Source organism: Pseudomonas sp. R5(2019) (genome assembly GCF_009905435.1).
Taxonomy (GTDB): Bacteria; Pseudomonadota; Gammaproteobacteria; order Pseudomonadales; family Pseudomonadaceae; genus Aquipseudomonas.
The window spans coordinates 1-12,399 of record NZ_JAAAMT010000046.1 but is presented as its reverse complement, the minus strand read 5'-3'; the positions used below and the strand labels follow the sequence as shown (position 1 = coordinate 12,399).

The window sequence follows — 12,399 nt, the reverse complement described above, 5'->3', positions numbered from 1 at the left end:
TGCCAGGAGAACGTTGATCCCGGTAATGAATGAAGGTAGCTCTGGATGCCAGCCGTCAAAGTTAAAGAGAACGAACCCTTCGACGTAGCTCTGCGTCGTTTCAAGCGCTCCTGCGAAAAAGCCGGTGTTCTGGCTGAAGTTCGTAGCCGCGAATTTTACGAGAAGCCGACTTCTGAGCGTAAGCGCAAGGCAGCAGCCGCTGTCAAACGTCACGCCAAGAAAGTTCAGCGCGAACAGCGCCGCGCCGTTCGTCTGTATTAATTTACAGACGTCTGTCGCAAGCTTCTGCCTTGCCCGGCCTTAAAAGCCGGGCTGCCGGCAGTTGCAGCTGAAGTTTCAACCTCATGCCTTTTGGCAAGAGGATGTTTCGAACGCCTCGGCATTTCGAAACAAGCCTGCCCAAACGTCAGAACTGGCATCTTTGCCAGGTGCGCGTCGACACTGACGAGCCTTCACCGGCTACAGACGAGCACACCCTTACCTTCCCTTCGGAAGGTTCAGGTAACCCCATAGTCTTTTTTCTCATTCGACATCAGCCCCGGCTGACCTCGGATGCGACGTCGTTGCTATCGCATTAGCGATACACTTGAATCCAATGCGTTGTCGGCCCCCACCGCCACAGCGTTGTCGCCTGATGATGAGAGCACCATGGCCGGGCTGATTCCCCAAGGTTTTATCGACGACCTCCTGAACCGCACCGACATTGTCGATGTGGTGACGTCCCGCTTGCAGCTGAAAAAAGCCGGGAAGAACTACACCGCCTGCTGCCCGTTTCATAAAGAAAAAACGCCTTCTTTCAGCGTCAGCCCCGACAAGCAGTTCTATTATTGCTTCGGCTGCGGCGCAGGCGGTAACGCGCTGGGCTTCATCATGGACCACGACAACCTGGATTTCCCCCAGGCGGTCGAGGAGCTCGCCAAGGCCGCCGGCATGGAAGTCCCCCGCGAAGAAGGCGGGCGCAGCCACAAGCCACGGCAACCGACAGATTCACCGCTCTACCCGCTGCTTGAGGCCGCCGCCGAGTTTTATCGCCAGGCACTCAAGAGCCACCCGACCCGCAAGTCTGCCGTCGAGTACCTCAAGGGCCGCGGGCTCTCGGGGGAAATTGCCCGGGATTTCGGCCTGGGTTTTGCCCCACCTGGCTGGGACAACCTGTTCAAACACTTGAGCAGTGATACCCTGCAGCAAAAGGCGATGATCGATGCCGGCCTGCTGATCGAGAACGCCGAGTCGGGCAAGCGCTACGACCGCTTCCGTGACCGGGTCATGTTCCCGATCCGCGACAGCCGTGGCCGGGTGATCGCCTTCGGCGGCCGGGTGCTGGGCGATGACAAGCCCAAGTACCTGAACTCGCCGGAAACCCCGGTGTTCCACAAGGGCCAGGAGCTGTACGGCCTGTTCGAAGCGCGCAAATTCAACCGCAACCTCGATGAGATCATCGTGGTTGAAGGCTATATGGACGTCATCGCCCTGGCCCAACAAGGCTTGCGCAATGCCGTGGCCACGCTCGGCACCGCCACCAGCGAAGAACACCTCAAGCGCCTGTTCCGGGTCGTGCCCAGCGTGTTGTTCTGTTTTGACGGCGACCAGGCTGGCCGCAACGCGGCATGGCGCGCACTGGAGGCTGCGCTTTCGAGCTTGCAGGACGGTCGCAAGGCGCGGTTCCTGTTTCTGCCCGAAGGCGAGGACCCGGACACCCTGATTCGCGCCGAAGGCACCGATGCCTTCCGCGCCCGCATCAACCAGCATGCGCAGCCGCTGGCAGACTACTTCTTCCAGCAGTTGACTGAAGAAGCCGACCCGCGCTCGCTGGAAGGCAAGGCCCATATGGCCACGCTGGCAGCACCGTTGATCGACAAAGTCCCAGGGGCAAACCTGCGGACGTTGATGCGCAACCGGCTCAAGGAAATCACCGGGCTGAGCCTTGATGACATGAATCAGCTGGCGCAGTCGGCACCGACTGAAGCGCCGCCCAGTTATGACCCGTCCATCGACTACAACGCTGTTCCGGATTTCACCCCTGACTACAGCGATTATCACCACCATGACGCTTTCCAGCCTGCCCAGCAGGAATGGACTCCCAAGCACAACGGTGGCCAGAAGAAGTGGGAAGGCAAGCCCTGGGATAAAAAGGGCAAGCCATGGGACCGCAACGGCAAGCGCCAGGATTTCCAGCCTCGCGCCCCCAGGGTTCCGACCAGCGTAGAGCCGCCGACCCTGAGCGCGCTGCGCACCTTGCTGCACCACCCGCAACTGGCCGGCAAGGTCGAAGGTGCCAGCCATTTTGCCGACGAAGACCATGTCTACGCCCAGCTGCTGGTCGCACTGCTCGAAGCCCTGCAGAAGAATCCTGGGCTACGCTCTTTACAATTGATTGCGCGTTGGCACGGCACCGAACAGGGTCGTTTGTTGCGCGCACTGGCAGAAAAGGAATGGCTGATCGATGCCGACAACCTTGAACAACAGTTTTTCGACACTATAACTAGCTTGTCCGCCCGCCAACGCGAGCGAAGCCTGGAACATCTGCTCAGGAAAGCACGTCAAAGTGAACTGAGCGCAGAGGAAAAAAATCAGCTGCGCGACCTGCTTAGTAGGAATGTTCCCGCACAAACCCCGACCTCAACTGGCGCGTGAGGTCCATGCTCGGGTATAATCCTCGGCTTGTTTTTTTGCCCGCCAAGACCTTCAGTGGATAGGGTGTTATGTCCGGAAAAGCGCAACAGCAGTCTCGCATCAAAGAGTTGATCGCCCGTGGTCGTGAGCAGGGTTACCTGACTTACGCGGAGGTCAACGACCACCTGCCGGAGGATATTTCAGATCCGGAACAGGTGGAAGACATCATCCGCATGATCAACGACATGGGGATCAACGTATTCGAGAGTGCTCCGGATGCGGATGCCCTTTTGTTGGCCGAAGCCGATACCGACGAAGCAGCCGCAGAAGAAGCGGCGGCAGCGTTGGCGGCCGTGGAAACCGACATCGGCCGCACAACCGACCCGGTACGCATGTACATGCGTGAAATGGGTACGGTGGAGTTGCTGACCCGCGAAGGCGAGATCGAAATCGCCAAACGCATCGAGGAAGGCATCCGTGAAGTGATGAGCGCAGTCGCGCACTTCCCTGGCACGGTCGAGCACATCCTCAGCGAATACGATCGCGTCACCAGCGAAGGCGGTCGGCTGTCCGACGTCCTCAGCGGTTACATCGATCCGGACGACGGCATTGCGCCGCCGGCCGAAGTGCCACCGCCCATCGATACCAAGACGGCCGTCGCCGAAGAAAAGGACGACGACGACGAAGAAAGCGACAGCGATGACGAGGAAGAGGCCGAAAGCGGTCCGGACCCGGTCATCGCAGCGCAGCGCTTCGGTGCAGTCGCCGAGCAACTTGAAGCCACCAGCAAGGTTCTCAAGAAGCACGGTCGCGCCAGCAAGCAAGGCATCGCCGAGATGCTGCTGCTCGCCGAACTGTTCATGCCGATCAAGCTGGTTCCCAAGCAGTTCGAAGCGCTGGTCGAGCGCGTTCGCAGCGCCCTGGAGCGCCTGCGCGCTCAAGAGCGGGCGATCATGCAGCTGTGCGTTCGTGATGCACGCATGCCGCGCGCCGACTTCCTGCGTCTGTTCCCGAGCAACGAAGTCGACGTGACCTGGAGTGGTGACCTCTCCAAGCGCAGCACCAAGTGGGCTGAAGCTCTGGGCCGCCTGGATGCCGACATCGTTCGCTGCCAGCAGAAACTGATCGCACTGCAGGATGAAACCGGTCTGACGATCGCCGAGATCAAGGACATCAACCGTCGCCTGTCGATCGGTGAGGCCAAGGCCCGCCGCGCGAAGAAGGAAATGGTTGAAGCAAACTTGCGTCTGGTGATCTCCATCGCCAAGAAGTACACCAACCGTGGCCTGCAATTCCTCGACCTGATCCAGGAAGGCAACATCGGCTTGATGAAAGCGGTGGACAAGTTCGAATACCGTCGCGGTTACAAGTTCTCGACCTACGCCACCTGGTGGATTCGTCAGGCGATCACCCGGTCCATCGCGGACCAGGCACGCACCATCCGTATTCCGGTGCACATGATCGAGACGATCAACAAGCTCAACCGTATCTCCCGCCAGATGTTGCAGGAAATGGGGCGTGAGCCGACGCCGGAAGAGCTGGGCGAGCGCATGGAGATGCCTGAGGACAAGATCCGCAAGGTACTCAAGATCGCTAAAGAGCCGATCTCCATGGAAACCCCGATCGGTGATGACGAAGATTCGCATCTGGGTGACTTCATCGAAGACTCGACCATGCAGTCGCCAATCGATGTCGCCACGGTAGAAAGCCTCAAGGAAGCCACGCGTGACGTGCTTTCCGGGCTGACCGCTCGTGAGGCAAAGGTCTTGCGGATGCGTTTCGGTATCGACATGAACACCGATCACACCCTCGAAGAGGTCGGCAAACAGTTTGACGTAACCCGTGAGCGGATCCGTCAGATTGAAGCCAAGGCGCTGCGCAAGCTGCGCCACCCGACGAGAAGCGAGCACCTGCGCTCCTTCCTCGACGAGTGATACACCAGAACCCCCGGCCATGCCGGGGGTTCTGCGTTTCAGGGCCGCTGAAACAGAGCCAAAATACTTGTGAAGAATTAAGACCCGCAACTCTCCCGCCGCCACGCCAGCACGTCTACACTCGAATCAATTTGCTGGAGCAACGAGGCCGCCATGCCCAACCTGCGGGCCCTTCTGTTGCTGTCTTTGCTTGCATGGACTGCAACCACCCACGCACTGTCCCTGACGGACGAGGAGCACGCCTGGCTTGCTGCTCACCCGGAACTGCGCCTTGGCGTGAATGCGTCGTGGCCGCCCTTCGAGTACCGGGATGTTGAAGGGCGCTACCAGGGCCTGGCCGCCGATTACATGGCCTTGATCCGTGAGCGGCTGGGGGTCAATCTCAAGCCGATCGAGCCGATCAGTTGGACGGCCGCGCTGGAAGAAGCGCGTAACGCACGCCTGGACTTGCTGCCGGGAATCATGTCGACACCTGAACGGCAAAATTTTCTGTCGTTCACCCGCCCCTACCTGGATTTCCCGATCGTCATCCTCGCCCACAAGGGTGGCCATCAACCGCACAACCTCAAGGACCTGTATGGGCTCAAGGTCGCCGTGGTGGAAAACTATGCTCCCCACGAATTGCTGCGCACTCACCATCCCGACCTGAATCTGGTGGCGCTGCCTAACGTCAGCTCGGCCTTGCAGGCCCTGGCGACAGATAAAGTCGATGCCGTGGTGGGCGATCTGGCTTCCAGCGTCTGGAGCCTGCGCCAGCTCAAGCTTGAAGGCCTGTATGTGAGTGGCGAAACGCCCTACCGCTATCAACTGGCAATGGCGGTGCCGCAGAACAACAAGATCCTGATCGGCATTCTCGACAAAGTGCTGGCCGACATGAGCCCGGCAGAAGTCAGCAATATCCAGGAGCGTTGGGTGGGCAAGGTGCTTGACCATCGCACCTTCTGGTATGACCTGCTGCTGTATGGCCTGCCCGGTCTGATTTTGCTCGTGGCCTTTCTCGGCGGCGTTATCCGGATCAATCGCCGACTCAGCTCGGAAATTTCCCGGCGTATCTCGCTCGAACAGGAGTTGCGCAGCAGTGAGTATCACTATCGCGGGCTGGTCGAAAGCCTCTCCGCGATTGCCTGGGAAGCCAACGTCGACGATTTTACCTACAGCTACGTCTCCCCCCAGGCCGAAGACCTGCTCGGCTACCCGGTCAATCACTGGCGCAAGCCCGGCTTCTGGCTCAGCATCCTGCACCCGGACGATGCCGCCTGGGCCCAGGCCTTCTGCAACAGTGAAACCCAGGCCTGTCGCGATCACAGCCTGGATTACCGGGTTATCGCAGCCGACGGTCGCTGCTTGTGGGTGCGCGATATCGTCAGCATGATCGAGCAGGGGCATCAGCCTGTGATGCGCGGGCTGATGATCGACATCAGCGAAACCAAAAAAACCGAAGAAGCCCTGCGCCTCTCCGAGCAGAAATTCGCCTCGGTGTTCAAACAGTGCCCGGATATCCTGTTGATTGCCCGGCTCAGCGACGGTTACTTGCTGGAGGTCAACTCGGCCTTTGAAGAACAAATCGGTTTGCGCGCCGTGGATGTCATCGGCAAGGCCGCCACCGATCTCAATATCTGGGGTATCAACGGCATCGGCCCAAACCTGCTGCAGCGGCTCCAGGCCGGCAGTATCCGCAACCTGGAGATGCCCTTTCGCCGCCATAACGGGCAGGTATTCACCGGCCTCATCTCTGCCGAACCCTTCAAACTCGACACCACCCCCGCTCTGGTGGTCGTAGTGCGCGACATCTCGCAACTCAAGGAAACCCAGCAGCAGTTGCAAATTTCCGAGGAGAAGTTTGCCAAGGCCTTCCACGCTTCGCCGGACGGCCTGCTGCTGTCGCGACAGAGCGATGGCTTGCTGATTGAGGTCAACGAAGGGTTCAGCCGCCTGACCGGCTACTCCAGCAGCATATCGATCGATCACTCGTCCCTGGACCTGGGCATGTGGGTCGACCTGAACGAGCGCAAGCGGCTGTTGGAGCTGCTCCATCGGGACGGGTTCGTGCGCGATTTCACCTGCCACATTCGCCGCGCGGACGGGCAGGTCCGACTCTGCGAAATGTCCGCGCGCCCGCTGCCGATCGGTGGCGAGGATTGCATGCTGACCATCGCCCGCGACATTACCGAACGCCACCTGATGCAGGAAAAACTGCAATTGGCCGCCACCGTGTTCGAGAGCACTGCTGAAGGCGTACTGATCACTGACACCACACAACGCATTACGGCGGTCAACCGTGCCTTCAGTGAAATCACCGGCTACAGCGAAGCCGAAGCCCTGGGCCAGACCCCACGTTTGCTGGCGTCCGGACAGCACGACAGCGCCTTCTACGTGGCCTTGTGGCATCAACTCACGGCCGAAGGCCACTGGCAGGGGGAAATCTTCAACCGGCGCAAGAACGGCGAGCTGTATCCCAGTTGGCTGACCATCAGCGCGGTGCGTAACAGTGAGCGGGTCATCACCCACTTCGTGGCGGTGTTTGCCGATATTTCCAGCCTCAAGCATGCCCAGGCCAAACTCGATTACCAGGCCCACCACGACCCCTTGACCGGCCTGCCCAACCGCGCGCTGTTTGAAACGCGGCTACAAGCGGCGCTCACTAACCAACACGAAGCCAATGGCCAGGGCGCGGTCTTGTTTCTGGACCTGGACCGTTTCAAGCATATCAACGACAGCCTCGGCCACCCGGTCGGCGACCTGCTGCTTAAAGGTATCGCCCACCGCCTGAAAGATCAGGTGCGCGACATCGACACTGTCGCGCGGCTGGGCGGCGACGAATTCATCATCTTGCTCCCCGGCCTGCAGCAGGCCAGCGACGCCGAATATATCGCCAACAAACTGCTGGCCTGCTTCACCGCACCGTTCCAGGCCGGCGAGCACGAGTTCTTCACCAGCGCCAGCATCGGCTCCAGCCTGTTCCCCCAGGACGGCACAGACGTCGCCAGCCTGATCAAAAACGCCGACGCCGCCATGTATTGCTCCAAGGCCAAAGGCCGCAATCGGGTCGAGTCCTATACCCGCGATCTCACCGCCCAGGCCAGCCAGCGCGTGGCGCTGGAGCACGAGCTGCGCCGGGCCATCGAGCGCGATGAACTGAGCCTGTGCTACCAACCCAAGTTCAGCCTCAAGACCCAAAGCCTGGTTGGCGCCGAAGCCCTGATCCGCTGGCACCACCCCACTTTCGGCGAGGTTCCACCCGAGCACTTCATCCCGCTGGCCGAAGAAAATGGCATGATTCTGCAATTGGGGGAATGGGTGCTCGAACATGCCTGCAAACAAATGCGTGACTGGAACCGCGCCTATAAACCCTTCGGCCCACTGTCGGTCAACCTGGCCGGTGCCCAGTTACGCCAACCGAACCTGGTTCGGCGCATCGATGGCCTGTTGCGCTCGCTGCACCTGCAGCCTGACTGTCTGCAACTGGAGATCACCGAAAACTTCATCATGAGTCAGGCCGAAGAGGCCCTGGCCGTCCTGCACCAACTCAAACGCCTGGGTCTGCAACTGGCCATCGATGACTTCGGCACCGGGTATTCCTCCCTCAGTTACCTCAAACGCTTGCCCCTGGACACTCTCAAGATCGACCAATCCTTCGTCCGCGGCCTGCCCGACGACCCCCATGACGTCGCCATCGTCCGCGCGATCATTGCCCTGGGGCGCAGCATGCAACTGACCGTGATTGCCGAAGGCGTCGAGACCCAGGCCCAGCAGCAATTCCTGGCTTACGAGGGCTGCGAACAGATCCAGGGCTACATCGTCAGCCTGCCGTTACCCCCTGGAGAATTCGCCGCAACCTTCCTTCAGACAACTCTTTCCGATTTTTCGGATAGCACTGCTGAGAAACCATCGTTATAATCCGCGACCTACTGGGGGCCTATAGCTCAGTTGGTTAGAGCAGGGGACTCATAATCCCTTGGTCGCAGGTTCGAGTCCTGCTGGGCCCACCACCTTCAAAAGCCGCGCTGATGCGCGGCTTTTGCGTTTTTGGGTTGGTCCCTGTCGGTACAGCCCTACGCTCCAAGGGTACGGATTGAGTACAGTGCTGAATCTCCAGCCACTCAGGCGCCCCCTCTCCGGTGGCTACAAGGCGCTGATCCGCAAACTGGCTGGCCAACTGCGGCTAAAACCTTGGGCAGCAAACGTGATGCGTTGGCTAAGGTGATGAGGTTTATGCCGCAATTTCGCAGGCGAAAAACCCTCAACGCGATCTGCGCCCCCCAGCGTCAGCCAATACATGTTGCAGATCATCCCTGCTCTTAAGCACTTCCCAAGGCCCGTCTGCCACAATCCTTCCTTCCTCCAACACGATAACGCGATCAAATAAGCGAAGAGCCTCAACATCATGAGTAACGCAGACTAATCCACGATGGCAAAAGACCTCAAACAGCGTGTTCCATACCGCGATAGATAGTTCTCGGTCCAAAGAAGCGGTCGGCTCATCGAAAAAATTAAAAGTTCCCGGCCGATTAATCAGCCTTAACAAGCTCAATCGCTTGGCTTGACCGCCGGAAATATTGGTCGCACCTTCATTTAAATCAAGGTGGTCGATCAAAGACCCTAACAATAGGCTTTTTGTCTTAACCCATAGGTGTGGATCTATCGGGTGTCCATAAATGACTCCGGAATTCATATCTCCTGGCAAAAATGAAGGGCTTTGGGGGCAATACCTAAGTGCTCGGAGCTGGGAACTCCCTCGGATATCCTCTACACGAATACCGTCCAGATTGAGGTACTGACGATAGTCTCGTTGTATTCCAGCCAACAGCTCCAGCAGTGTGGATTTCCCCCCGCCGCTCGGCCCTGTAATGGCAACGCTCTGGTCTGAGTAGAAAGACAGCGGTTGGTCCATCGTCAATTGCCTTCCCGGCACGGCGCAACTGGATAGCTTTAAAGAAGACCGCGAACGCAAGGGAGGGTCGACTGTTCGCCCTGCGCACTCAAAATTCGGCAAATCAAGGGTTTGCTGCAGCTTCACTTTGTCGGCGAGAAATTGGTGGGCTGAGCGATAGGCCTCAGCGAGCCCTGATATGTTCGTCAGAAATCCCGCAGCAATGGAACTGATGGCAACCAGCGCACCGATCGTGATGGCGGGCTCTGGGGCCTGTTGACCTTGAACTCCCCAAATGAGAAGTCCGCATGTCGACAGACCGACGAACAGTATTTTTGCCGAGCCGAGTGCGGCAGCAGAGCTGGCGACTGTTGTGGCAGCACGCGCGTAGCGTTCGAAGGCGGTATCAAGAGGTTTGAGAGCGTGATCCTCAACTCCTTCTAACTTTATGGAAGAGGCCGCGCGCAGCGTGCTGAACAACAGACCAGAGACCTGGTCTTCGCTATCGTTCACAGCATTGATGTGCTGGGTGCGCCACAGGATAAGGCGATGACAACAGAGCAGATAGACAGCCGACGCTATCAGCAACAAAGCGAACAACGTCACACCGCCGAAATGGATGAAGAGTAGGGTGACAATAGCAATTTCTATGAGTAGCGGTAGCCCAGCGGTTACAAAAAAACTCAGTATTTTTTCATGTGCCGTGATCCCCCGATCGGTGGACTTTATCAACTGCCCAATACTCATGCTTGAGAAATGTTCGAATTCCTTTGCCAGTATCGCGGCGGTCCATTCAACAGATCTCTCTTTTACTGTCTGTTGGACCAGACGAGTCAGGCAGTAAGTCTGAAGCGGGTTGATGAATGCTTGCATCAGCGTCACGCCAGCATATCCCGCCAGTAAATAAATGATGAGATTGTCGCGCGCCCCTTGGTCGACAGCCAAATTGTCGATAATGGCACCCAGTATAAATGCGGGCACCAGTATCGAGACCTTCAAGACTATGACCGCTATAAAGGTTCCTGTGAAAAGCAGCGGGTGGTCAGAGATTGATTTTTTGATGAAATCTTTCATTGCCTTTATTCGTCCTGGTGTCCCTGTCGACTACATGCGGGAGTGCGAGAGCTGCGGAGAATATGCTGGGGGGCGACGGGCGACCCTGCTCTAATAATGTTAAACCGCTCCATACCCGGTATATAGACTTGCGTCACAAAACAGCCATTGCTGAACTGTTTCAAGACGCGATAAAACTGGCGATAACCCGTATGTTTCAGCCGGGTGGTGATGAGTTTGATCTGCTCCTCAACGCAAAGCGCTATGTCTGGTGAAAGTCTCAGGCATGGTAGAGAGTCTGTCCGGATCGCGTTCAAGCTTATGAGCGAGCGAAACGTAGGGTTAGCGTCCAATAGGTCATAAGCCAACCCATCCGACTCTGCTTCGGATTCGTCATACAAAGCCATTGCCTGTAACAGTTCAGTTATTGATCTTTTTACTGCGATCACCGCTGACACCGAGCAACCCGAGCCGATAGGGTGGAGGATGAATTTAGAATTGGATTTGATAGGAGTTGCGACCGAGAAGAATACACCGGCAGTGGTCTTGCTGAGTAGGACGCGCATACTTTTGACATGGGGTGCGGCGGTTGGAATTTCCCGTAATACAGCCTTCATTAGTGAGGGAGAGGGCTTGTGGATAAGTACGGGAACATGTTGATTGCACAGCTGCATATACAATACGGATAGCATGTGCCGTTCAATCACCTCGTTCAGGCCATGGAGTATGGCTTCGTTGAAACTGCATCCAAATGCAGTACCTGAGTTGGTCGAATAACGAGCTAAAAAACCAGTAAATGGACAATCCAAAGTTTTTTGGAGCGAATCCTCGTTGGTCGACACGATGGCTGCAGGAACATACACGGACGTATTTGAATGAAGGCCTTCCAGTTTGATGCAGGGTATGCGCAGCTCCGTAGCTGGCAAATTTCCGATTATTTCGTCTGCTACTATATGGCCTTGCATCAGAATGTCATTGCACGTAGCAAGGTCGATTTGCTCGTCGGTGGAGTTCAGCATAATGTAGTGCTCAAGGCTTTCTGCAAGTGCACCAACCTCACAGTCTTCACCCTTACCCGCACCGCTGGAAACGATGTTGTCGTTAATGTCAACAAGTGTCGCAGAGGCAACCAAACCTAACGGATCTTGCTGATGTATGGCATAACGCAGCCCGAGCGATTCTATGCAATAGATAATCTTTTTCAACGAATCGTGCCGCTGAAATTCACGTTCTGTCATGTTGATTTCCTTTTCAATCATGAAAGCCTGAGGGTGGGCCCTTGCCCTCAGGCGGTATAGCTCCGGCTACTATCAGGCGTCAAATTGACTGAAGAAGCTGGATTCACTGGCCAGGAAGTTGACCTTGTAGTCGCTCAGGTTGCGAAAAATGTCGAGCATGTTGATTTCAGTACGTTTGCTTCCCATTTTGTATCTCCTTTAGTATTTTCAGGGCTCAGCGAGAAACTAACCCCTGTCTCGCAGGATGTTTGCGAGATGGATAGAAATATCAATTGGCCGAAAGCATTACAACAAGCAAGCAACGCTTTCTGGCTTCAAAACATGAATGGAAAATCTACTTTCCCTGTAGGTAACTTTGATTTATTCGTAGGACGTTAAATTCAACTATCACATATTGTTCACGTTTTTCTGTAGGACGGCCATGCAAATAGTTTAATCTCGTCGTAATGTGGATAGAACATGACTTACTGGTCAACAGTACATCTAACAACCTCGCCACGCCGACCAGGCCGATGCCAGGGGTATACTTTTGTCGACACCAACTTCAAAAGCCGCGCATTGCGCCAATGCTGTTCACTTAAGGATTGTTGACTAATCCTTGAACAGCTGGAGAATCCGGAGTCCGATAAGGATTCCGGATTTTTTATGTCTGTTGCACAGGATTTGAGCACCGTTTTGGAAACCGCTGGGC

At 56.8% G+C, this 12,399-nt stretch carries 6 protein-coding genes and 1 tRNA gene; 5 read left to right on the top strand and 2 right to left on the bottom strand.

Annotated elements, in window-relative coordinates:
- Positions 1–45: 45 nt before the first annotated feature.
- The 5 genes from rpsU to GUY40_RS22785 all read left to right on the top strand — a co-directional run bounded on the left by rpsU (position 46) and on the right by GUY40_RS22785 (position 8,536).
- The gene (gene rpsU, locus GUY40_RS22805; protein ID WP_002551877.1) at positions 46–261 is read left to right on the top strand and encodes a 30S ribosomal protein S21; all 216 of its coding nucleotides are present in this window, start codon (positions 46–48) and stop codon (positions 259–261) included.
- A gap of 387 nt (positions 262–648) precedes the next feature.
- Positions 649–2,634: a DNA primase gene (gene dnaG / locus GUY40_RS22800; protein WP_166571169.1), complete on the top strand. Its 1,986-nt coding sequence runs from the start codon at positions 649–651 to the stop codon at positions 2,632–2,634.
- A 68-nt stretch (positions 2,635–2,702) separates the two neighbouring features.
- Positions 2,703–4,547 carry an RNA polymerase sigma factor RpoD gene (gene rpoD / locus GUY40_RS22795; protein ID WP_166571168.1) on the top strand — a complete coding sequence of 615 codons (1,845 nt, stop codon included), beginning with the start codon at positions 2,703–2,705 and terminating at the stop codon, positions 4,545–4,547.
- Positions 4,548–4,700: 153 nt separating this feature from the next.
- Positions 4,701–8,444: an EAL domain-containing protein gene (locus GUY40_RS22790; protein ID WP_166571167.1), complete on the top strand. Its 3,744-nt coding sequence runs from the start codon at positions 4,701–4,703 to the stop codon at positions 8,442–8,444.
- Between the two features lie 15 nt (positions 8,445–8,459).
- A tRNA-Ile gene (locus GUY40_RS22785) sits at positions 8,460–8,536 on the top strand.
- A gap of 251 nt (positions 8,537–8,787) precedes the next feature.
- Here the strand turns inward: GUY40_RS22785 and GUY40_RS22780 are convergent.
- Both GUY40_RS22780 and GUY40_RS22775 read right to left on the bottom strand, forming a co-directional pair.
- The gene (locus GUY40_RS22780; RefSeq protein ID WP_166571166.1) at positions 8,788–10,491 is read right to left on the bottom strand and encodes an ATP-binding cassette domain-containing protein; all 1,704 of its coding nucleotides are present in this window, start codon (positions 10,489–10,491) and stop codon (positions 8,788–8,790) included.
- A gap of 5 nt (positions 10,492–10,496) precedes the next feature.
- Positions 10,497–11,708: a YcaO-like family protein gene (locus GUY40_RS22775; protein WP_166571165.1), complete on the bottom strand. Its 1,212-nt coding sequence runs from the start codon at positions 11,706–11,708 to the stop codon at positions 10,497–10,499.
- Positions 11,709–12,399: the final 691 nt, after the last annotated feature.